The organism is Nocardiopsis sp. CNT312 (assembly GCF_000515115.1).
In the GTDB taxonomy this organism is placed as follows: Bacteria; Actinomycetota; Actinomycetes; order Streptosporangiales; family Streptosporangiaceae; genus Nocardiopsis.
On record NZ_AZXF01000013.1, the window covers coordinates 12,852 to 34,592 of the forward strand.

The 21,741-nt window shown below is 70.9% G+C and carries 21 protein-coding genes; 12 read left to right on the plus strand and 9 right to left on the minus strand.

Features of this window, described 5'->3' with window-relative positions; all coding sequences use genetic code 11:
* Positions 1–72: 72 nt before the first annotated feature.
* Both B042_RS0104815 and B042_RS0104820 read right to left on the minus strand, forming a co-directional pair.
* Positions 73–276 carry a cold-shock protein gene (locus tag B042_RS0104815; protein ID WP_028647302.1) on the minus strand — a complete coding sequence of 68 codons (204 nt, stop codon included), beginning with the start codon at positions 274–276 and terminating at the stop codon, positions 73–75.
* Positions 277–592: 316 nt separating this feature from the next.
* Complete coding sequence (locus B042_RS0104820; RefSeq protein ID WP_028647303.1) at positions 593–2,236, minus strand: dolichyl-phosphate-mannose--protein mannosyltransferase; 1,644 nt, start codon at positions 2,234–2,236, stop codon at positions 593–595.
* Positions 2,237–2,344: 108 nt separating this feature from the next.
* Here B042_RS0104820 and rsmI point away from each other — a divergent pair, with 108 nt between their 5' ends.
* Positions 2,345–3,235 carry a 16S rRNA (cytidine(1402)-2'-O)-methyltransferase gene (gene rsmI, locus B042_RS0104825; RefSeq protein ID WP_231493832.1) on the plus strand — a complete coding sequence of 297 codons (891 nt, stop codon included), beginning with the start codon at positions 2,345–2,347 and terminating at the stop codon, positions 3,233–3,235.
* A gap of 25 nt (positions 3,236–3,260) precedes the next feature.
* Positions 3,261–3,920: an AIM24 family protein gene (locus B042_RS0104830; protein WP_028647305.1), complete on the plus strand. Its 660-nt coding sequence runs from the start codon at positions 3,261–3,263 to the stop codon at positions 3,918–3,920.
* Positions 3,921–3,988: 68 nt separating this feature from the next.
* Here B042_RS0104830 and secD read toward each other — a convergent pair whose 3' ends face one another.
* Both secD and B042_RS0104840 read right to left on the minus strand, forming a co-directional pair.
* Positions 3,989–6,628, minus strand: coding sequence for a protein translocase subunit SecD (gene secD / locus B042_RS0104835; RefSeq protein ID WP_028647306.1), 2,640 nt, complete (start codon positions 6,626–6,628; stop codon positions 3,989–3,991).
* Positions 6,629–6,710: 82 nt separating this feature from the next.
* Positions 6,711–7,142, minus strand: coding sequence for a hypothetical protein (locus B042_RS0104840; RefSeq protein ID WP_051415476.1), 432 nt, complete (start codon positions 7,140–7,142; stop codon positions 6,711–6,713).
* Positions 7,143–7,336: 194 nt separating this feature from the next.
* Between B042_RS0104840 and metG the strand changes: the two genes are divergently transcribed.
* A complete protein-coding gene (gene metG / locus B042_RS0104845; RefSeq protein ID WP_028647308.1) occupies positions 7,337–9,154 on the plus strand; it encodes a methionine--tRNA ligase in 1,818 nt (605 codons plus the stop codon).
* Positions 9,147–10,070 (plus strand): TatD family hydrolase, encoded by a 924-nt coding sequence (locus B042_RS0104850; protein ID WP_028647309.1) that lies wholly within the window; start codon positions 9,147–9,149, stop codon positions 10,068–10,070. The genes metG and B042_RS0104850 overlap by 8 nt, the downstream gene beginning before the upstream one ends.
* A gap of 337 nt (positions 10,071–10,407) precedes the next feature.
* On the opposite strand, the gene rsgA is transcribed toward B042_RS0104850, so the two are convergent.
* From rsgA to B042_RS21975, 3 genes are all read right to left on the minus strand, one after another.
* Entirely contained in the window at positions 10,408–11,517 is a 1,110-nt protein-coding gene (gene rsgA, locus B042_RS0104855) for a ribosome small subunit-dependent GTPase A (RefSeq protein ID WP_028647310.1), read from the minus strand.
* A 213-nt stretch (positions 11,518–11,730) separates the two neighbouring features.
* Complete coding sequence (locus tag B042_RS0104860; RefSeq protein WP_155988879.1) at positions 11,731–12,564, minus strand: MHYT domain-containing protein; 834 nt, start codon at positions 12,562–12,564, stop codon at positions 11,731–11,733.
* Between the two features lie 183 nt (positions 12,565–12,747).
* Positions 12,748–13,593, minus strand: a complete 846-nt coding sequence (locus B042_RS21975; RefSeq protein ID WP_051415477.1) for an MHYT domain-containing protein — start codon at positions 13,591–13,593, stop codon at positions 12,748–12,750.
* Between the two features lie 412 nt (positions 13,594–14,005).
* Here B042_RS21975 and B042_RS0104870 point away from each other — a divergent pair, with 412 nt between their 5' ends.
* Positions 14,006–14,251, plus strand: a complete 246-nt coding sequence (locus tag B042_RS0104870) for a hypothetical protein (RefSeq protein ID WP_028647312.1) — start codon at positions 14,006–14,008, stop codon at positions 14,249–14,251.
* A gap of 142 nt (positions 14,252–14,393) precedes the next feature.
* On the opposite strand, the gene B042_RS0104875 is transcribed toward B042_RS0104870, so the two are convergent.
* Entirely contained in the window at positions 14,394–14,918 is a 525-nt protein-coding gene (locus B042_RS0104875) for a DUF6069 family protein (RefSeq protein WP_028647313.1), read from the minus strand.
* A gap of 92 nt (positions 14,919–15,010) precedes the next feature.
* On the opposite strand from B042_RS0104875, the gene alr reads away from it, so the two are divergent.
* Genes alr through tsaD form a run of 5 tightly spaced genes read left to right on the plus strand, consistent with a single transcriptional unit; the run spans position 15,011 to position 18,873 of the window.
* The gene (gene alr / locus B042_RS0104880) at positions 15,011–16,138 is read left to right on the plus strand and encodes an alanine racemase (protein WP_028647314.1); all 1,128 of its coding nucleotides are present in this window, start codon (positions 15,011–15,013) and stop codon (positions 16,136–16,138) included.
* Between the two features lie 33 nt (positions 16,139–16,171).
* Positions 16,172–16,684, plus strand: a complete 513-nt coding sequence (gene tsaE, locus B042_RS0104885; RefSeq protein WP_028647315.1) for a tRNA (adenosine(37)-N6)-threonylcarbamoyltransferase complex ATPase subunit type 1 TsaE — start codon at positions 16,172–16,174, stop codon at positions 16,682–16,684.
* 10 nt (positions 16,685–16,694) lie between these two features.
* Positions 16,695–17,372 carry a tRNA (adenosine(37)-N6)-threonylcarbamoyltransferase complex dimerization subunit type 1 TsaB gene (gene tsaB, locus B042_RS0104890; protein WP_028647316.1) on the plus strand — a complete coding sequence of 226 codons (678 nt, stop codon included), beginning with the start codon at positions 16,695–16,697 and terminating at the stop codon, positions 17,370–17,372.
* Between the two features lie 20 nt (positions 17,373–17,392).
* Positions 17,393–17,839: a ribosomal protein S18-alanine N-acetyltransferase gene (gene rimI, locus B042_RS0104895; protein WP_051415489.1), complete on the plus strand. Its 447-nt coding sequence runs from the start codon at positions 17,393–17,395 to the stop codon at positions 17,837–17,839.
* A complete protein-coding gene (gene tsaD, locus B042_RS0104900) occupies positions 17,836–18,873 on the plus strand; it encodes a tRNA (adenosine(37)-N6)-threonylcarbamoyltransferase complex transferase subunit TsaD (RefSeq protein ID WP_028647317.1) in 1,038 nt (345 codons plus the stop codon). Before rimI ends, tsaD begins: the two co-directional genes overlap by 4 nt.
* A gap of 43 nt (positions 18,874–18,916) precedes the next feature.
* Here the strand turns inward: tsaD and B042_RS0104905 are convergent, their stop codons facing one another.
* A complete protein-coding gene (locus B042_RS0104905) occupies positions 18,917–19,363 on the minus strand; it encodes a helix-turn-helix domain-containing protein (RefSeq protein WP_028647318.1) in 447 nt (148 codons plus the stop codon).
* Between the two features lie 138 nt (positions 19,364–19,501).
* Between B042_RS0104905 and B042_RS0104910 the strand changes: the two genes are divergently transcribed.
* Entirely contained in the window at positions 19,502–20,368 is an 867-nt protein-coding gene (locus tag B042_RS0104910) for an aldo/keto reductase family oxidoreductase (protein ID WP_036553930.1), read from the plus strand.
* A gap of 342 nt (positions 20,369–20,710) precedes the next feature.
* Positions 20,711–21,712, plus strand: a complete 1,002-nt coding sequence (locus B042_RS24245; protein ID WP_028647320.1) for a hypothetical protein — start codon at positions 20,711–20,713, stop codon at positions 21,710–21,712.
* The last annotated feature ends 29 nt before the right edge of the window (positions 21,713–21,741 follow it).

The window sequence follows — 21,741 nt, forward strand, 5'->3', positions numbered from 1 at the left end:
ATGGTTTTCCGTCCGAAACCAGGCCGGCCCCCCGCCCACGGGGAGCGGAGGGCCGGAAAGGACGTGTGGCGGTCAGATCGTACGGACGTCCGCCGCCTGCGGGCCCTTCGGGCCCTGGATGATGTCGAACTCGACCGTCTGATCTTCTTCCAGGTTCCGGAAGCCGGTACCCGTGATCGCCGAGTAGTGGACGAACACGTCGGGCTGACCGCCGTCGACGGCGATGAACCCGAAACCCTTCTCAGAGTTGAACCACTTCACGGTGCCCTGAGCCATGTGCTCTCCCTTGGGGACTACTTCGGGGCCGCACCCTGCTGGCCCCGGGTCGCCGGGCGCCGTCCGGCGAGGTCGTCCCCCCGACAAGCGCCCACGTGCAGTTCCGCGAGGCGCCTCGGGCATCCATGGAAACAACAACAGCAACCGTTGGCGACATTACCAGGACCGGTGCTCTCCTGCCGAGGCTTTCCCGGAAGAAAATGTGTCGTCGACTGTCCTCTTTCGGCTACGGGAAACTATTGCTTTCCTTCGCCTCTGGTACTAATGGAGCGGAACTCCTCATGTCTCGGGAAAACTTCGGTGAACTCCTCGCGCGTCACGCGTCACTGCCGTAGATCCACACGTCGAACCAGAGCAGTTCGCGCCAGAGGGAGCCGTCGATCGGATAGGCCGCCAGAGCCGGGTAAAGGTAGGCGAAGTGCGCGAGGAACAGCAGGAGCACGACGCCGAACACCGTCCCGCCCGCGGCGCGCCGGTACACGCCGTAGCGGTGGCCGTCCCCGTCCGGGCCGAGGACGATCCCGAGTACTAGGGTGATGGCCAGCGCGAGGAAGGGCAGGAACGGCAGGGCGTAGAACAGGAACATCGGACGGTCGGGGAAGGCGAACCAGGGGAGCCAGCCCGCCGCGACCGCCACCAGGACCGCACCCGCGCGCCAGTCCTGGTGCAGCACCCACCACACGGTCAGCGCCACGAGGGCGAGGATGCCGGTCCACCAGATGACCGGCGTGCCGATGGACACGATCGAGGCCACGCAGTCCCCGGTCCCGCACCCCACCGCCTCACCGTTGTAGTGGAACATCACCGGGGTGCGCATGACCAGCCATTCCCACGGCTCGGAGATGTAGGCGTGGTCGCTCTCCAGACCGTGGTGGAAGTTCATCATCCGGTCGTGGTAGTCCCACAGGCTCCAGAGCGCCTCCGCGGGCCCGTGAAGGGCCTCGGGTAGCCAGTCGGGCGCCGTTCCCGCGCCGCGGTCGCGGTTGTAGCCGCCCGCGGTCGCCAGCCATCCGGTCCACGACACGAGGTAGACGACCGCCGCCGCCACCACGGTCTGCACGAACGCCGGAACCGCGTCGATCCGCAGCCACCGCCAGAACGGACGCCGCTGCCCCGCGCTGGTCCGCGCACCGTAGTCCCACGCCACGGTCAGCAGGCCGAACGCGGCCACGAAGAAGAGGGCCGACCACTTCGTGCCGATGGCGAGGCCGAAACACAGCCCCGCGCCCCAGCGCCACCACCGCGGGCCCAGCCAGCCCACCGTGGCCATGTCCGTGCCGGCGGTCGCCAGACGGGCCAGCCGCTCACGCGTCCTGTCGCGGTCCACCACCAGGCACGCGAACCCCGCCAGGAGCCACAGGGTCAGGAACATGTCCACCATGGCGATCCGGCTCAGCGTGAAGTGCAGGCCGTCCACGGCCATGATCAGCCCCGCAGTGCAGCCGAGCAGCACCGATCGTGTCATCCTGGTCCCCAGGCGCACCAGGACGAGCACCGAGACCGTCCCGGCTACCGCCGCGGCCAGCCGCCACCCCTCCGGTGTCATGGTCCCGGCGAAGGGTGTGAGGGACCACACCCAGTCGCCAAGGGCGATCATCCACTTGCCCACCGGCGGGTGCACGATGAAGTCGCCGCCGCCGCTGAAGATGTCCTGGTCGCCGTTGGCCAGCAGTTCGTTGGCCCGCTCGACGGTCTCGTGCTCGTAGCCGAACGTCCAGAGCCCGTAGGCGTCCTTGGCGTAGTAGGTCTCGTCGAAGTAGATGCGCGCGGGCTCGCCCAGGTGGAAGAACCTCAGGGCTCCGGCGAACAGGGCCACCACGACGGCGGCGGCCCAGCCCGGCCACCCACGGTGGGCGGGGGAGGGGCGCTCCGGCCCGTCGGTGTCAGAGGCGGTCCCCCGGCGCGACGGGGGACCGCCAGGGGAGGGCTGGGTCTCGGAGGAAGGCGGGGTGGTGGTCATGGGCGGCTCGTAGGTTGGGATCGTCAGATGCGTGATCCGACCGCGGACGGATCACGCGGCGGGTCGATCGGTCGGTGATGAGGCCAACCGTAGCGCGACAGGACGGGGATGACAGTGGTCGAGGGTGAGGAAGGCATGGGCGGTGCCGGGACGCTGACGCTCGCGGGTCTGCCCATCGGGAATCTGGAGGACGCGCCCCCCCGGCTGCTGGGTGCCCTTGAGGAGGCCCGGGTGATCGCGGCCGAGGATACGCGCAGACTACGCCAGTTCGCCTCCCGCGCGGGAGTCCGGTTGGGCGGTGAGACGGGGGCGCGCACGGTCTCCTACCACGACGCCAACGAGAGCCGCAGGTCCGATGAGCTCCTCGACTGCCTCAGGTCCGGCTCCGACGTCCTCGTGGTCACCGACGCCGGGATGCCGGGGGTGTCCGACCCGGGCTACCGCCTGGCCGCGGCCTGCGCGAGGGAGGGGATCCGGGTGACCTCCATCCCGGGCCCCTCGGCCGTGACGACCGCGCTCGTGGTTTCCGGATTGCCCACCGACCGGTTCTGCTTCGAGGGCTTCCCGCCCCGTAAAGGCCTGGCCGGATACCTGGCGGAACTGGCCGCCGAACGCCGCACGATGGTCTTCTTTGAGAGCCCGCGCCGCACGTCGGCGACCCTGGCGGCGATGGCCGAGGCCTTCGGCCCCGACCGGCGTGCCGCCGTGTGCCGGGAACTGACCAAGACCTACGAGGAGGTGCGCCGCGGCGGGCTCGGGGAGCTGGCCGCCTGGGCGGCCGAGGGCGTGCGGGGGGAGGTCTCCGTGGTCGTGGAGGGCGCTCGCCGGGGCGGCGTGGGGGCTGGGGACACCGACCTCCTCGCGGCGGTCGCGGAGCTGGAGGAAGAGGGCGTGCACCGCAAGGAGGCGATCGTCCGGGCCGCCAGGGAGGCGGGGGTGCCCAAGCGCCGGGTCTACGACCTCGTCCACGGTGTGGGACGGAAGGGGGAGGACGGGTGACCTCCCCGTAGGGGATGATCGTGGCATGCGTAGTGCACTCTTCCAGAGCTCCCGCGAGATCGGCCGAGAGGGTATGGCCCTCCAGAACGGCAAGATGCTCCGTGTGGGCCTGAACGGCGAGGTCCTGGCCCGGCAGGGGTCGATGGTGGCCTACCAGGGCGACGTCGACTTCTCCTACGAGGGTTCCGGCAACGTCGGCAGGTTCCTCAAGAAGGCGTTCACGGGTGAGGGGATGCCGCTCATGCGGATCACCGGGCGCGGCGACGTGTTCCTCGCCCGTGACGCCTGGGATATCCACCTCATCGACCTCGAAGGCGACTCGCTCACCGTCAACGGCGACAACGTCCTGGCCTTCGAGGCGGGTCTGAGCTGGGACATCAACCGGATCAAGGGCGCCGGTATCGCGGCCGGAGGGCTGTTCAACACGGTGTTCACCGGCCAAGGACGAGTGGCTGTGGCCTGCCACGGAGCGCCGGTGCTCCTCAACGTCGACCAGCCGACCTTCGTCGACACCGACGCGGCGGTCGCCTGGTCCAGCTCCCTCCAGGCCGGGGTGCGGAGCACCATGAAGGCCGGGGCCCTCATCGGCCGCGGCAGCGGTGAGGCGGTCCAGTTGGCGTTCCAGGGGCAGGGCTTCGTGCTCGTCCAGGCCTCCGAGGGCGCGCCGCCCGTGTCCCAGGCCTGAGCGGGCGGAGCCCGGAAACGGCACAGGGCCCGGACCCCGAGAGGAGTCCGGGCCCTGGGGCCGCTGCGTCAGACGACGGCGCCGTCGTCCTCCTCGCGCGCGGCCTTGGCGGCGTCGCGCTTCTTGCTCTTGAGCGCCTTGAGCACGTGCGGGGCGGGCGTCTGGTCCCACTTCTGCAACCAGATGGCCAGCGGGACCGCCACGAACACCGTGGAGACCACGCCGGTGCTCAGACCGACCAGCATCGCGATCGAGAAGTCCTGGAGCGAGGACCCGCCGAGGGCGGTGAGGAAGCCCAGGATGATCAGCGCCCCGACCGAGGTGTTGACGGTACGCGGCAGGGTGTTGAGCACCGCCCGGTTGGCGATCTCCGTGAACGAGGACGTCTCGTCCCTGGCCCACTCGTCGCGGATGCGGTCGAACACCACGACCGTGTCGTTGACGGTGAAGCCGATGACGCTCAGGATCGCGGCGAGGAACACCCCGTCGATCGGCTTGCCCCACCAGATGAACAGGCCGATCACCAGCGTGATGTTGAACGCTAGCGACAGCATCGTGGAGACGCCGAAGGACCAGCGGAAGCGCCAGGCCAGGTAGATCAACTGGAGACCGAGCGCCGCGCCGAGGGCGATCATGGCCTTGTTGCGCAGTTCGTCGCCCATGCTCGGGCCGATCAGCTCATCGCTGACCAGCGCCACACCGCCGGTCTCGGCGGCCAGGGCGTCCTCGACCGCCGCGGCGTCGGCGTCGGAGAGTTCACCGGTGCGCACGGAGATGTCGCCGTCGCCGGCCTCCTGCACCACGGCGGTGTCCGAACCGGGGAAGTCGAGTGCGGCGATCGTCTCGCGGGCGTCGTCCACGCTCAGGGCCTCGTCGCCAGTGATCTCGTACTCCAGGACACGCCCGCCGGTGAACTCCACACCGAGGTTGGTGTCCCGGACGAACGGCGCGGCGATGGAGACGACGACGATGGCGCCGGCGGCGATCAGCGCGACGTTACGGAAGCGCATGAGGTCGGGGCTCTTGCGGGTCAGCCAGGCGCGCACCTGGCCGATCCGGTCGATTCCGGTGATCGCCGGGTGCTTCTTCACCACCGCGCGGCGGACCGCCCACTCGACGAACACGCGCGCGATGACCAGGGCGGAGATCATCGAGGCGAGGGTGCCGATGCTCAGGGTGACACCGAAGCCCTGGACGGTACCGGAGGCGAAGAAGAACAGCAGCGCCGCGGCGATGAGCGTGGTGACGTTGGTGTCGAGCACCGCGCTCCACGCCTTGCGGCTGCCCTCGGCGAAGGCCTTCTCCAGGCTTGGCGGGATGGCCCGGCGGCGACGGCGGGCCTTGGCCGAGGCGGAGCCCTTGTCGTCTTCGGAGCCGCGTGCGCCCTTGTTGGCCTCGAACACCTGCTTCTGGCGCTGGTACTCCTCACGGGAACGTTCGAAGATCAGCACGTTGGCGTCGATGGCCATACCGATGGCCAGCACGAAACCCGCCAGGCCGGGCAGGGTCAGTGTCGCCCCGATCGCGACCAGCGCGCCGTAGGCGATGAGTGTGTAGAACGCCAGCGCGACCGAGGCCAGCAGGCCGACGAGGCGGTAGACCAGCGTGATGTACAGCGCGGTGAAGGCGATACCGAGCAGCGCGGCGAACGCGCTGGCCTGGATGGCGGCGGCACCGAGGGTCGGGCCGACGGTCTGGCGCTGGATCTCGGCGACCGGCAGCGGCAGTGAGCCGCCCTCGATCAGAACGGCCAGGTCACCCGCGGTCTCACTGGTGAACTGGGTGCTGGTGATGTTGGTCCAGCCCTCGGCGCTCCCGGTCCCGCACGCGTAGTCCTGGCCGAGTTCCGGCGAGGAGATGATCTGGTCGTCCAGGACGATGGCCACGCGGCGGCGCGGGTCGCCCATGTTGTAGCAGGCGGCCTCGGCGGTCAGGGCCTGCCACTGGTCGCGGCCCTCGCTGTCGAAGTCGACCCGTACGTTCCAGGTCGCTCCGGTGGTGTTGTCCAGCAGGGCGTCCGCTCCGGAGATCTGATCGCCCTGGACGGCCGCCTCGCCCAGTTGCAGGTACGTGCCCTGCGAGTCGGGGAGCGTCGTCACGACGTCCTCGGGGTTCTCCGCGCTCTGTCCGCCGGTCTGGCCGCCGGTGACGCCGCCGCCGCCCATGCCTTCGAGGAGTTCGGCGATCTCCTCCTCGGTCATCTCGGCCTCGCCGGACCCCTCGTCGCCCTGGTCGCCCTCGGCGGCCTCCTCCGCGGCGTCGGCGGGCACCCGCGCCTCGTCGGCGGTGCTCTGCGGTGCGTTGGCGGTGTCGCCGGCGGTGACGCCGGTGGTGGGTTGGCCGGTCCCCAGCACGGGGTGAATACCCAGTTGGGCGGTCTGGCCGATGATCTCGGCCGCTTCCGCCGGGTCCTGGACACCGGGCAGTTCGACGATGATCCGGTTCTCACCGGAGCGCGACATGTTGGCCTCGGCCACGCCGAGACTGTCGACGCGCTGGCGCAGGACCTCGATCACCTTGTCGGTGTTCTCGGCGTTGGCCGGGGTGTCGGGGCCGTCCTGGGTCTCCAGGACGATCTGTGTACCGCCGCTGAGGTCGAGCCCCAGGCGCGGCGGGATGAACCATGCCGCGCCGAACGCGACGACGATGACGAGCAGGGAGATGAGCGCGCGTATCCAGCGCCCCTGTGCTCCCGTTTGACTGGACAAGGGGTAGGGCCTCTCACTACGGATGGTCGGATCGCCCGGCGCGCCCGTGCCATGGCGCGGCGCTGCCGGGAGGGGGGCGGTGTCAGGTGGTGGAGAGCGCGGTGAGAGGCGGTGCCCGTGTGGGCGGCAGTTCCCCCGCCGCGGCCTGCTCGGGCAGGGGGTCCGTCTGGGGACGTTCCAGGGGCCACCACGGCTGCTCCCACGCCGCCAGGCGCAGGGCGCACGCGGGGACGGCGTCGGGGAGGTCGCGCGGCGCCGAACGCTGGTCGCACGCGGCGACCGTCGGCCCGTCGGCGAGCACGGGGTGGTCGGCCGGGACGGAGGCGTATTCGCCCGCCGGATCTCCGCCGTGCGCCGCGACCGCCTCCTCAGCGGCGGGCCGCGTCTGCGGGGCCGACCCGGGGAACCCGGAGCCGAACGGCAGGGTGAGTACGACCAGGAGCACCACGCTCGTGACGAGGACCGTGGTGTCCAGGGCAGGGCGCAGCGGCGCACGGGTGTCCGTGGTGATCACCGCCTTGCCTGAAGGATGTCCGTTCGTCGCCGGATGAGTCGCGGTCCGGCGGCGTTGGGCAGAGCATACGGGCCCGGTCGGACCCGGGGGCATCGTCCCACGGGTCCCCGCCGCGGCACTACCCGCCTTGGCGTCCTGCCGCCACGGTCCCGCTCCCGGGTGCGAGCGAGCTCCGGCGGCTTTAGTCTTGAGGCATGTCGTCGAATCGCCACATCCTGACCGCGGTCGCCTGGCCCTACGCCAACGGCCCGCGCCACATCGGCCACGTGTCCGGCTTCGGAGTCCCCTCCGACGTCTTCTCCCGCTTCCAGCGAATGTCGGGCAACCGCGTGCTGATGGTCAGCGGCACCGACGAACACGGCACCCCCATCCAGGTCCTCGCCGACCAGAAGGGCCAGAGCCCCCGCGAGGTCGCCGACCACTACAACCGGCTCATCGCCGAGGACCTCGTCGCCCTGGGGCTGTCCTACGACCTGTTCACCCGCACCAGCACCGGCAACCACTACGAGGTGGCACAGAAGCTGTTCACCGCGCTGTACGAGAACGGCTACGTCTTCACCCACACCACCAAGGGCGCGATCTCGCCCTCCACCGGCCGCACACTGCCCGACCGCTACGTCGAGGGCGTCTGCCCGATCTGCGGCTACGACGGCGCGCGCGGCGACCAGTGCGACCACTGCGGCAACCAGCTTGACCCGGTCGACCTCGTCGCCCCCCGCTCCAGGATCAACGGCGAGACCCCCGAGTTCGTGGACACCGAGCACTTCATGCTCGACCTGCCCGCCTTCGCCGACATCCTCACCCGGTGGCTCAAGGGCAAGGAAGGGCAGTGGAGGCCCAACGTCCTCAAGTTCTCCATGAACCTGGTGGAGGACCTCCAGCCGCGCGCGGTCACCCGTGACCTCAACTGGGGCGTCCCCATCCCGCTGGAGGGCTGGTCGGACAACCCCAACAAGCGCCTGTACGTGTGGTTCGACGCCGTCATCGGGTACCTGTCCGCCTCCATCGAGTGGGCCCGGCGCGTCGGTGAGCCCGACGCCTGGCGCCGCTGGTGGCAGAGCGAGGACGCCGAGTCGTTCTACTTCATGGGCAAGGACAACATCGTCTTCCACTCGGTGATCTGGCCCGCGATCCTCATGGGCGCCAGCGGTGAGGGCGACCGCGGTGGCGAGGCGGGCGAGCTGGGCGCGTTCAACCTGCCCACCGAGGTGGTCTCCAGCGAGTTCCTCACCATGGAGGGACGCAAGTTCTCCTCCTCCCGGCGCGTGGTCATCTACGTGCGTGACTTCCTGGAGCGCTACTCCGCCGACGCGCTGCGGTACTACATCATGGCGGCCGGCCCCGAGACCCAGGACACCGACTTCACCTGGACCGAGTTCGTGCGCCGCAACAACGACGAACTCGTGGCGGCCTGGGGCAACCTGGTCAACCGCTCCATCTCCATGGCGGCCAAGAACATCGGTGCGGTCCCCGAGGCAGGCGAGCTGACCGAGGAGGACCTGCGGGTGCTGGAGCACTCGCGCACGGCCTTCGACACGGTCGGCCAGAGGCTGGAGCGGTCGCAGTTCAAGACGGCGCTCCAGGAGGCCATGCGCACCGTCGCCGAGGCCAACAAGTACATCTCCGACCAGGCCCCGTGGGCGCTGAAGAAGACCGACCCGGACCGTATGGCCACCGTCCTGCACGTGGCGCTCCAACTGGTCAGCGACGCCAACACACTGCTCACCCCGTTCCTGCCCGAGTCCGCGAACAAGGTGCACACCATGCTCGGCGGCACCGGCACGTGGACCGGGATGCCCCGTCTGGCGACCGGCCACGACCGCATCGGCGGTTCGGGCGAGGCGGTGGACTACCCGGTGATCACCGGGGACTACGCCGACGACCAGGCGTACTGGGGGACGACCCCGATCCTGCCGGGTACCCCGCTCAGCCGCCCGCAGCCGCTGTTCGCCAAGCTCGACCCGTCCGTGGTGGACGAGGAGCTGGCCCGCCTGGAAGGCGACGGTGAGTAGGCGCAAGGGCCGGGCGGTACGCGAGCGCAACAGCAGGACCCCGCCGCCCCCGCCCGAGCCCCTGCGCACGGCGGTGCCCGACTGCCACACCCACATGGACATGCAGGAGCCCGGAGTCGGGGAGATCATCGCCGCGGCCGAGAGCGTGGGCGTGACGCCGCTGCTCCAGGTGGGGGTGGACCTGTCGTCCTCGCGCTGGGCGGCGGAGACGGCCAAGGCCCACCCGGGCCGGGTGTGGGCGGCCGTGGCCCTGCACCCCAACGAGGCACCGCGTATCGTGCACGGCGACGGTGCGGAGGGCGTGGAGGTCGACGAGACCGACTGGGCGGGCAAGGCCCGTCCCGGCGGCGGCTACGAGCTCCTGGAGCAGCAACTGGCCGGGATCGACGAACTGGCCGCGCTGCCGCATGTCGTCGCGGTCGGTGAGACCGGTATGGACACCTTTCGCACCGGCGCCCAGGGCAAACGCGCGCAGGAGGAGTCCTTCCGCCGCCACATCGCCATCGCCAAGCGGCACGGCAAGGCGGTGATGATCCACGACCGCGAGGCCCACGAGGACGTCCTGCGTGTCCTGGAGGAGGAGGGCGCGCCCGACCGGGTGGTCTTTCACTGCTTCTCCGGGGACGCTGCGATGGCGAAGGTGTGCGCCGAGCGCGGCTACTTCATGAGCTTCGCGGGCAATGTGACCTTCGGCAGCGCCGAACCGCTGCGCGAGGCCGCGCGCGCCGCACCGCCCGAGCTGGTCCTGGTGGAGACCGACGCGCCCTTCCTCACCCCCAAGCCCTACCGGGGGCGGCCCAACGCGCCCTACCTGGTCCCGCACACGCTGCGCGCGCTGGCGCAGACCAAGGGCATGGACGAGGACGCCCTCGCCGCCGCTGTCGTCGACAACGCCCGCCGCGCCTTCGGTATCTGAGCGCCTCCGGCGTGGCCTTTGTCTTGGTTGTCGCCCGCCACCACCCTTCAACGGAGGCCCGACGGCGCGGTTCCTTCCTGGTTCGTGCTCGGGCGCCTACGAACACGGGAACCTTCGGCCCCTAGGGCCTGCCTTCGCGCCCCCGCAGGCTCGGACGGAGCTCGGGGCGCGGAGAGTCGGCCTCTTCGTCGTCGCTGCCTTCTCGCTCGTTCCTCGCTGCGGCGGAGACTCCTCCTGCGGAGACCGGTACGCCACTCGTTCCTCGCGAACCCGCCCCCGGCACCTCCACCAGTCCCGTGGGTGCCCGAGCCCAGGCGGCGGTGCCGGGGAGGCGGGACTACCGTCCGCCCTTGTGGCGCCGGGCCTCCCGGGCGATCCTGCCGTAGGTCTTCGTCCGCTGCTTGTCCTGTGCCCTCAGCCGGTGCTCGGTCCGGTCGCGGTTGCGCTCGGCCTCCCTCCGGAGCTTGTTCCACCGCCCCAGACGAGCCGGGTCGAGGTCGCCCCCGTCGGCGGCGGCGTTGACCGCGCAGCCCGGTTCGGGGCCATGCGAGCAGTCGGTGAAGCGGCACAGCTCCGCCAGTTCCCGGATGTCGTCGAAGGTGCGGTCGACCGCCGAGGTGTCACCCGTGACGTCGACCCGGCGCAGCCCCGGGATGTCCAGGACCAGTGCGCCCCCGGGCAGGACCAGCAGTTGCCGGTGGGTGGTGGTGTGCCGTCCGCGCTTGTCCTGGCGGATCTCTCCGGTGGCCATGAGCGTACGTCCGGCGATCGCGTTGACCAGGCTGGACTTGCCCGCCCCGGAGGTGCCCAGGAAGACCCAGGTGCTGCCCGGCAGCAGGATCCGGGCCAGGGCGTCCACCCCCTCGCCGGTGTGGGCGCTGACCGGGTACACGTCGGTGCCCGGAGCGGCCGACGCGGCCAGTTCGAGCGCTTCGGGCAGGCGGTCGCCGGCCAGGTCGGCCTTGGTGACGGCGACGGTGGGCGCGGATCCACCGGACCAGGCCAGGCTGAGGAACCGCTCCAGGCGGCCCGGGTTCGGTCCCTGGTCGGCGGCCTCGCAGATGAGCACCCCGTCGACGTTGGCAGCCAGGACCTGGTCGTGGGAGTCGGCGGCCACGCCTTGGCGGACGAGGGACGAGGAGCGCTCCAGGACGTCCTCGACCAGCCAGGTGTCGCCGGAGCGGCGCAGGGCCACCCAGTCGCCGCTCGTCGGTGCGGCGGCCGGGTCGGTGCGGGTGGCCCGGCGCACGGCGGGCGCGTGTTCGGCCTTCTCCGGCCCGGGCAGCAGCACCTCGGCGCCGCCACGTCGGGCGGCGGCCACCCGGGCGGGGACCAGGGTGTGCGGACTGGTCAGGGCGAGGGCGTCGAAGGCCTCAGCGACACGGTCGGTCCAGCCGAGGCGGGTGAGCGGGTGTGACGCGTGTGCGTCGGTGTCGTGGTGGTACACGTCGGGCTCTCTGTACGGGCGGGCCCGTGAGTGCTTCAGGGCTCGCTGATGATCGGTGAACCGTTGCGGGGGGCGGGGTCGAACACGGTCATCGCGAGGTCCTCTCCTTGGTCGTCTCCGGTCCGGGCACGTGCGGCGCCCCCGGACCAGCTGATCCTAGATCGGTCGGTTCCGGGGGCGCCAGGGGTTTTCGCCGCTTCCGCGGGGGCCGTGTCAGCGGCGGCGGGTCCACACGTCGTCGGCCGCCGGGGCCGAACGGTCCAGGGGTGGTGCGGCGGCGCGGCCGGGCGTTCCGCGGGGGCGTCTGGTCTCTATGTCGTCCGAGAGCATGAGGAAGAGGCTGGCCGTGAGGATGGTGACGAACAGGCCCACGATCAGGGGCAGCAGGAACTCGGTGGCGCTGCCGCCGGGGAGGGGCTGTGTGGTGCTCCAGTCGGTGTCGGGCGTGATCCGTACGCCCATCATGGCCGTGTAGTGCATGGAGGCGATCGCCACGGCCATGAGTGGTGAGGCGAAGGTCAGGGCGGCGGCACCGTTGAGCCGGGTGGCGCACCAGAGCGCGACGGTGGCGGCGGCCAGGGCGATGCCGATGGCGGTGGCCACGTAGCCGGTCTCGTGGGACATGGTGCCGCGGAAGTTCATGGAGAACATGCCCATGTAGTGCATGGAGACGACGCCGAGGCCGGCGATGGCTCCGCCCGTGAGCAGGCGGAGGGGGTGGTCGTGGTTGAGGGTGAGGCCGAGGGCCACGGCCATGACGGCGACCGCCAGCAGCCCGCTGATGACCGTGAGGGGAGGGTCGTAGCGCACGGTGAGCCCGTCGGGGGAGTAGCCCATCATCGCGATGAAGTGCATCGACCACACGGCGATGGCTCCGAGGGAGAAGGCGGCGAGGGCCAGCCACTGCCATCGGAGGGGGCCGCGGGTGCGGCGGGCGCGCGAGGCGAAGGCCAGGCCGAGAAAGGATCCGATCACCGAGACTGCGACGGAGATCGGGAATGCGGGCCCGTGGCTGAGGAGGTGCTCGATCACTGTGCGGATCTCCATGGCCTATTGATTGGGGGGTAAGTCGGTACGAAAGTAGTGAAATTGCGACACTTATATGTAGGATTATCAAGAGATGGCCGATATCGGCCAATATCCATAGGGGGGTTGCCCTCATGGAGAACGGGCCCACCGGATCGGATCCGGTGAGCCCGTGGAGTGTGTGTCCGCTGTTGGGTGCAGGGATCAGCCGTGCCTGCCCCAGACATCGTCCTCAGGGGTGTTCCGAGTGTTCGGAGCGGCCCGGCGGTCGGAGTCGGTCTCCGAGCCGCCGGTCGACCCGTCGCGTGATGACGGGGCGTCGTCCCGTCCGCTCTCGGTGAACATCAGGGCGGTGCTGCACGCGAGGACGAGGGCGAACAGGCCCAGGATCAGCGGGATCATGAGTTCGGTGACGCCCGAACCCTGGAGTGCCACACCGTCCCACTCGGTGTCGGGGTTGATCCGGACACCCGCCATGCCCACGTAGTGCATGGCGTTGACCGCGAGGGCCATGACGAGGGAGGCCCCCACCAGGGAAACGACGTTCCTGAGCCGGGTGGCGCACCAGAGCGCGACGGTGGCGGCGACCAGGGCGATGCCGATGGCGGTGGCCACGTAGCCGGTCTCGTGGGACATGGTGCCGCGGAAGTTCATGGAGAACATGCCCATGTAGTGCATGGAGACGACGCCGAGGCCGGCGATGGCTCCGCCCGNGAGCAGGCGGAGGGGGTGGTCGTGGTTGAGGGTGAGGCCGAGGGCCACGGCCATGACGGCGACCGCCAGCAGCCCGCTGGCGATCGTCAGGAGGGGGTCGTAGCGCACGGTGAGCCCGTCGGGGGAGTAGCCCATCATCGCGATGAAGTGCATCGACCACACCGCGACGCCGCCCAGGGTCAGGGAGGCCAGGGCTAGCCACTGCCATCGGAGGGGGCCGCGAGAGCTGCGGGCGCGCGAGGTGAAGCCCAGGCTGAGAAAGGATCCGATCGCCGCGACGACGATGGTGATCAGGAAAACGCCCGGTTGGTGGTGTTGCAGGAGGTGGTCGATCACTGGTGCTTCTCCATTCCTCCGGCCGCTACGGGAAAGAATCGAGAAACGCTTTACCGTGCCGCTGGGGATTACTCGGGTTGTGGTGCTCTGGAGGCTGCCTTCATCGGTCCGACGGTGGGTGTCCCGTGGGGGGCACCCCGTTCCGGTGCTCCCCTCCGGAGCGCGGCGGCGAGCGGACGTGTCGCACCAGGATCCGGCATGAACGGGAGAATGCGGGACATAGCAGGTCAATCTACCTGCTGCGACGTGCCTGGTCAGTAGCCATGTGTCGTTTTAAGAAACGGTGACTTAACATTCACCGGAGCTTGCCCGGTTCGATACGGGCTCCGCTCGGGCCCAGGCCTTCACGCCGCCGGAGGTGATGCGGGAGAATACCCGCACAGCCCCCCGACACCGCAGGGAGAGAACCGGTATGTTCCGGATCGCTGTCAGCCACCTCACCGACGACGGGTGGCGGATCATCCCGGAGCTTCGGGAGACCGCCATGACCGTGGACGAGGCGCTGCTCGCGCTGGCCAGGCACCTGCCGACCGCCGACACCTCCGGGATCGGCGGGGACGCGGTGCAGCGGTCGGTCAACCGCGTCAACGACTTCCGCCGGGACGTGTCCACCGAGGACGGCGGCCGCTACCGGGTGGTCATCGCCCCGATGATGTAGAGGTACCCGGTCCTGGAGAACTCGGTCTCCGCTCCCGGGACCGTCCGGCTGGATGCGGGCCGCCCACCGCTCTGCCCGGTGCCCGGTCCCCGCGGACGCGCCGCGGCGGCCGGGAGGTCCGGCCGCCGCGCGGGAATCAGGATCAGATCCTCCGCGGATCCTCGCGGTACTCCGGACGCTCCACGTCCGGAAGGACGCCCTCGTGCCGTAACACCGGCTTCGGGCGCGGTCCGGACCGCACCACGGCGGTCGCGGCCACGCCGCTCAACAGCGTCGCGATCGCCACCCCGGCGGTGAGGTTGATGAAGGCCGTGGCGAACTGGGCGGCCGCTCCGGCTGCCTGTGTGAACGGTGTGACCACGGCGACGGCCGTGATCAGTCCGATCATCCACCCGAAGAACGCCCGGGGCCGTGGTGCCGTGACCAGAAGCAGGTGTAGCAGAGCGGTGGCCAGCAGAGCGGCCGCGGCCGCCGTGAAGGCGTAGACCGCGGTTCCGGTGTCACCCAGGTGTCCGGCCTCCTCCGGTGCGAGCACCGGTATTCCCAGAACACCCCGTGCGACCACGGTTCCGGCCAGGACGACCAAGGCCGCCACGACCGCGGTGGCCAGTCCCCCGGACCATAGCCGTACCGCGTTGACCGGACGTTCATGCTCGGATTCGCCCATGCCCCGATCCCCCCAGAAACGGCGCCGAACTCGGTCAAAGCACACATACCCGCAGCTCCGCAGCGGTAACCAACACGTGGAACACTGGGATCATGGCTCACTTCGCGCACGCGCGCGTCGATCTGGACGCGATCGCCGACAACGCCCGCCTCCTGCGTGAGCGCGCGGGCGGGACCCCCCTCATGGGTGTGGTCAAGGCGGACGGCTACGGCCACGGCATGCTCCCGGCCGCCCGTGCCCTTCTCGCCGGAGGCGCCGCCTGGCTGGGGACGGCGTTCATCCACGAGGCCCTCGCCCTGCGCGTGGCCGGGATCACAGCACCCCTGCTCGCCTGGATCATCCCGCCGGGCGAACCCCTCCGAGAAGCGATCGCCTCCGACGTCGACCTCGGTGTCAGCGATCGGGCCGTCCTGGACGGCGTCGTCGACGCCGCGCGGAGCCTGGGGCGCACCGCCCGAGTCCAGCTCAAGATCGACACCGGCCTCAACCGGGGCGGTATCGGCCCCGGCGTGTGGCCCTCGCTGGTGGAGGCGGCGGCGCGGGCCGAAGAGGCCGGCCACCTGCGCGTCAGCGGGGTGTGGTCGCACTTCGCCTGCGCGGACGAACCCGGGCACCCCTCCATCGTCTCGCAACTGTCCCAGTTCCGCGAGGCACTGGAGAGGGCCGACCAGTGCGGGCTGACCCCCGAGGTCCGACACATCGCCAACTCCGCCGCACTGCTCACCCTCCCCGAAGCGCGCTTCGACCTCGTGCGCGCCGGTATCGCGGCCTACGGCCTCAACCCCGTCCCCGACGTGGAGGTTCCGGGCCTGAGACCGGCGATGACCCTCCGGTCAAGGATCGCGCTCACCAAGCGCGTCGGCCCCGGCAGCGGCGTCTCTTACGGGCACCGCTACGTCACCGACCGGGACACCACCCTCGCCCTCGTGCCGCTCGGGTACGCCGACGGTGTCCCGCGCCACGCCACCAACCAGGGCCCCGTGCTCCTCGGAGGACGCCCCCGTGTCATCGCGGGAACAGTCTGCATGGACCAGTTCGTTGTCGATATCGGCGATGACCCGGTGGAGGCGGGTGAGTACGCGGTACTCTTCGGCGACCCCACCGGTGATCCGGACACCCCCACGGCCCAGGACTGGGCGCGGGTGCTGGAGACCATCCCCTACGAGATCGTCACGCGGGTGGGCGTCCGGGTCCCCCGCGAGTACACCGGCGGCTCCTGAGCACGCCGCCACGACCGACCTACTGCGAGACGCATGACAGACGTAACAGCCACCAACGCCGGGGCACCCCCCGTCCACGCGGTCCGGGCCGCCACCGACGGCGCGATGCGCGCCCTGGGACGCGGCGTGGCCGCCCTCACCCGTCCCGGGGACGTGATCCTCCTGTCCGGCTCCCTCGGCGCGGGCAAGACGACGTTCACCCAGGGGCTCGGCGAGGGCCTGGGCGTCCGGGGGTCCGTGACCTCGCCGACCTTCGTCATCTCCCGCATCCACCCCTCACTGACGGGAGGCCCCGACCTCGTGCACGTGGACGCCTACCGGCTCGGCGGCGCCGACGAGATCGACGACATCGACCTCGACACGACCCTCGCAGACTCGGTGACGGTGGTGGAGTGGGGCGAGGGCGTCGCCGAGGGGCTGAGCGAGGACCGGTTGGAGATCGCCATCGAACGCCACCCCGACGACACCCGCACCGTGCGGCTGCGCCCCGTCGGCGGCCGGTGGGCCGGAACCGAGATGCCCGGCGGCGGCGCCGGGCTCGGATAGGCGGCCGCCCGTGCTCTTCCTGGCCTTCGACACCGCCACCCCGGCGGTCACCGCCGCCGTCGGCGAACGTTCCGGCGACGGCACCTACACCTCGCGTGCGAGCGCCTCGTCCGTGGACGCCCGGCGCCACGGCGAGCTCCTCAGCCCCACCGTCGTCCGACTGATGGATCAGGCGGGGGCGGACTTGGGCGACCTCGACGGGATCGCCGTGGGCATCGGCCCCGGCCCCTACACGGGCCTGCGGGTGGGGCTGGCCACGGCCCACGCCCTCGCCGACGCCCTGGGGATCCCCTGCCACGGGGTCACCACCCTGGACGCGCTCGCGTTCGCCACCGGACGCGGGGAACCCTTCGCCGCGCTGACCGACGCCCGCCGCAAGGAGGTGTTCTGGGCCCGCTACGACGACCGCCTCACCCGGGTCGGTGAGGTGCGTGTCGACCGGCCCGCCGACATCGACACCGGCGGCCTGCCCCTGGTCGGGCACGGTGCCGAGATGTACGCCGAGGTGCTCGGCTCCGGCGCCGCCGCCCCGGAGCCGCTCTACCCGGACGCCTCCGCCATGGCCGAACTGGCGATGCTGCGCCTGGATCGCGGCCTGGCGCTGCCCGAGCCCCTGCCGCTCTACCTGCGCCGACCCGATGCCGTGGTGCCCGGGGCCCCGAAGAAGGTGCGCCAGTGGGTGAAGTGACCGACGTGCACCTGCGCCCCATGGACACCGCAGACGTGCCCGCCGTCCTGGGCCTGGAGCGCGCGCTGTTTCCCGACGACGCGTGGAGCGAGGCCATGCTCCGCGACGAACTCGCCCAGCCCACCCGCTCCTACGTGGTTGCCGAGTCCGGCGGGGCGGTCGTCGGCTACGCGGGGCTGCGTTTGGTGCCGCCCGAGGGCGACGTCCAGACCATGGCCGTGGCCGAGCCGGTGTGGGGGCACGGCATCGGCCGCACCCTGCTCACCGAACTCCTGGAACGGGCCGCCGCGGGAGGCGTCACCGACGTCTTCCTGGAGGTGCGCGACGACAACCCGCGCGCCCGCAGGCTCTATGAGGCGTTCGGCTTCGAGGCGATCGGGGTGCGGCGCGGATACTACAAGGGGGTCGACGCCGTGGTCATGCGGCGCATGGCCCGGCCCGGAGCGGGCGGGGAGGGGCAGCGATGAGTGGGCAGCCGTTGATCCTGGGGATCGAGACCTCGTGCGACGAGACCGGCGTGGGCCTGGTGCGCGGCTGTGAGCTGCTCAGCGACGAGGTGGCCTCCAGCGTCGACCAGCACGCACGCTTCGGCGGCGTGGTCCCCGAGGTGGCCAGTCGGGCGCACCTGGAGGCGATGGTCCCGACCGTGCGGCGCGCCCTGGACGGTGCGGGCGTGGCGATGGACGACGTGGACGCGATCGCGGTCACTGCGGGCCCCGGCCTGGCGGGGGCGCTGCTGGTGGGCGTGTCTGCGGCCAAGGCCTACGCGATGGCGCTGGGCAAGCCGCTGTACGGGGTCAACCACCTGGTGGGGCACGTGGCGGTGGACCAACTGGAGCACGGGCCGCTGCCCAAGCCAGCCCTCGCGCTGCTGGTCTCGGGCGGGCACACCTCGCTCCTGCTCGTCAACGACCTGGCCACCGACGTGGTCTCGCTCGGCGACACGGTCGACGACGCCGCGGGCGAGGCCTACGACAAGGTGGCGCGGCTGCTGGACCTGCCCTACCCCGGCGGTCCGCCGATCGACAGGGCCGCGCGCGAGGGCGACCCGGGCGGCATCCGCTTCCCGCGCGGAAAGTGGGGCGACGGCACCTACGACTTCTCCTTCTCCGGCCTGAAGACGGCCGTGGCCCGCCACGTGGAGGACACCGACCGCGCCGGAGGGCGTCTGGTCGTCGCCGACATCGCCGCCTCCTTCCAGGAGTCGGTGGTGGACGTGCTCACCCGCAAGGCCGTGGACGCCTGTGTGGACCACGGGGTGGGCACGCTCGTGATCAGCGGGGGCGTGGCGGCCAACTCGGCGCTGCGCGCCCTGGCGCGGGAGCGCTGTGAGAAGGCGGGGGTCGAGCTGCGGGTGCCGCGACCGCGCCTGTGCACCGACAACGGCGCGATGATCGCCGCGCTGGGCGCGGAGGTCGTGGCGGCCGGGCTGCCGCCGTCGTCCCTGGACCTGGCCACGGACACCTCCCTGCCGGTGGGCTCGCCCCTGGCGGGCCGCTGAGTAACCCTCCCGGCCCCGATCCTCGTCCGTTCCGAGCCCCCGTCTACCCTGCCGGTTCGGAGTCGTAGCTCGCGCGGTGGGCGATCACGTCGTCCATGTGGGTCTCGGCCCAGGTCTTCAGCCCGCGCACCATGTGGTGCAGCGAGACACCGAGGCCGGTCAGTTCGTAGGTGACCGTGACGGGCACGGTGGCCACCACGGTGCGGCTCACGAGTCCGTCGCGTTCGAGTGAGCGCAGTGTCTGGGTGAGCATCTTCTGACTGACGCCCGCCAGCGCGCGGGACAGCTCCGAGTAGCGCATCGGCCGGGGCTCCCCGGTGCAGCCTCCGCCGGACCGCTGCGGGCCGTCGCCGCCGAGGGCGGCCAGGACCAGCGCGACCCACTTGCCGGAGATCCGGTTGAGCAGTTCGCGGCTCGGACACGCCGCGAAGAAGGCGTCGTACTCCGTCTTGGCCCGTGCCCGCCGCTGGGCCGCCGTCGTGGTCGCCACCGCTCGCTCCTCCACCGACCTCAAGGTGCTCTACGCACTTTCAGGTGCCTACTTCCTCTTGGAGAGCCAGTACACCAGGCTGGGCCGCGAAGCCGCAAGGCATCCGAACGGCACACCATCGAAGACAGAGGTACGAGCATGTCCTCCTCCCTTCCCGGCGGTACCTGGACCCTGGGCGACCTGCCCGTCTCACGGTTCGGCTACGGCGCCATGCAGCTCGCCGGGCCCGGCGTCATGGGTCCCCCGGCCGACCGCGACGCCGCACTCGCCGTCCTCCGCGAGGCCCGGGACCTCGGGATCACGCACATCGACACCGCCGGCGTCTACGGCCCGCGCGTGACCAACCGGCTCATCCGCGAGGCGCTGCACCCCTACCCCGAAGCGCTGCACGTGGCGACCAAGGTCGGGGCCGAACGCGACGAGCGGGGAGGCTGGCCCCCGGCCCGTGAGCCCGAGGACCTGCGCCGCGCCGTCCACGAGAACCTCGAAGACCTGGGCCTGGACGCGCTCGATCTCGTCAACCTCCGGCTGGGTGACGCCCAGGGTCCGCAGCCCGGATCGCTCGCCAAGCCCCTCGAAGTACTCGTCGGGCTCCGTGAGGAGGGGCTGGTCCGGAACCTCGGGGTGAGCAACGCGACGGCGGAGCAGGTCGCCGAGGCGCGCTCGATCGCGCCGATCGTGTGCGTGCAGAACATGTACAACCTCGCCCACCGCCAGGACGACGGGATGATCGACGAGCTCGCCGAGCAGGGCATCGCCTACGTGCCCTTCTTCCCGCTCGGCGGGTTCAGCCCCTTGCAGTCCGAGGCGCTCTCCGCCGTGGCCGCCCGGCTGGAGGCGACACCGATGTCGGTCGCCCTGGCCTGGCTGCTCCAGCGGTCGCCGAACATCCTGCTCATCGCCGGAACCTCGTCGGTGGCGCACCTGCGCGAGAACGCCGCCGGTGCGGGGCTCCGGCTCTGCGCCGAGGACCTGGCCGAACTCGATGTGATCGGCCGACCGTGAGGTAGTCGTCCGGGGCGGGCAGCCGCCCCGGACCGGCGCCGATGGAGCGGCATTTCCCCTGATGCAGAATGTGATCTCCGCTATCCGTCATAAAGCTGTCGATACCGTGAAATCGGACGTGTCACCTTCGGTGTGAAAGCGAGTGTTCTCCGAGGACTCCACCGCCGGTTCCGGTGGGCGCGTCGCGGACGTTTCCCCCGGTCCGGCGGTTAATCTGCCGTTGTCGCCTCCGGCGGTTCCGGTATTTTCACTTTGTGTTCGCTTTTTCGCTCATCGATTCCCTCATCGAGTCGAGCGTCCGGGGCCCGAGGCGCGATCTGGTCGATAACGCGGAGGAGTCGGATGAGACGGCAACAGCGCAATCGGGGGGCGTTCCTCACCAGAGCGGCGGCGGTCACCGTGTCCGCGGCCCTCATGTGGAGCGGACAGGTGGCCCTCCCCCCGGCGGCGTCCGCCGACGCCAGGCCCCCGGCCCCGGAGCGCCCGGGGATGCCGTCCCGCCCCGGGGTGCCCGGGGGCGCGGAGATGCCGGGGCTCGCGGGCTTCCCCGAGCACCCCGTCTCGGTGGACGTCGGCGACGCCGCTCCGGGAACGGAGGGGGCGCCGCTGCCCGGCGCGATCAACCTGGAGGACCACGAGGGCTTCGACACCGGAGGCCTCATGGGCGGGCTCTGCGCCAAGGGCCCGAACAAGCGGGTCGAGGGCGCTTTCAACAACGAGACCGGGGCGTTCCTGCCCAAGGGGGCCTACGTCGACCGCAAGGGCCATTTCCGGCCGGACGGCCCGTGGGAGACCGTCCGGGGACGGTGCCACTTCCCCGTGCTGGGGGCCTGGGACCACCCCGGTGTCGAGCGTCGGATCACCGCCAAACACCGCAACCTGGGTACGGGTGACGACTACTACGAGTTCACCATCGCCTACGGTACGGCCTTCGAAGCGAGCACCAGCACCGGCCGCAGCGTCTCCAAGACCGTGGCCGACGACATCTTCAGCACCACTAAGACCACCAGTCACGACCACTCCTGGGCTTGGGGGTTCGCCCAGGACGTCAGCCGCCTCCGTGCCATGATCATCTCGCCGTGCACCGAGGTGTGGCTCTCGGCCACGCCCATCAAGCGGACCGTGCGCGTCCACCCGGTGTTCGAGGTCTTCGACCACGGGTTCCACCGCACCGCCGAGCGCACGGCCGGGGACGACTGGCGCGTCGCCGACGACGGTTCCCGCCTGCTCTTCGCACCCGGGTTCCACATCGACGGGACCGCCGACCGCCTCCTGCTCGACGGAACGCCGGACCTGCTGATCCAGAAGCACCAGATCAACCTCGACGACGACCTGTGCGCCTGACGCGGTGACCCGCTTCCGGACCGGCGCGA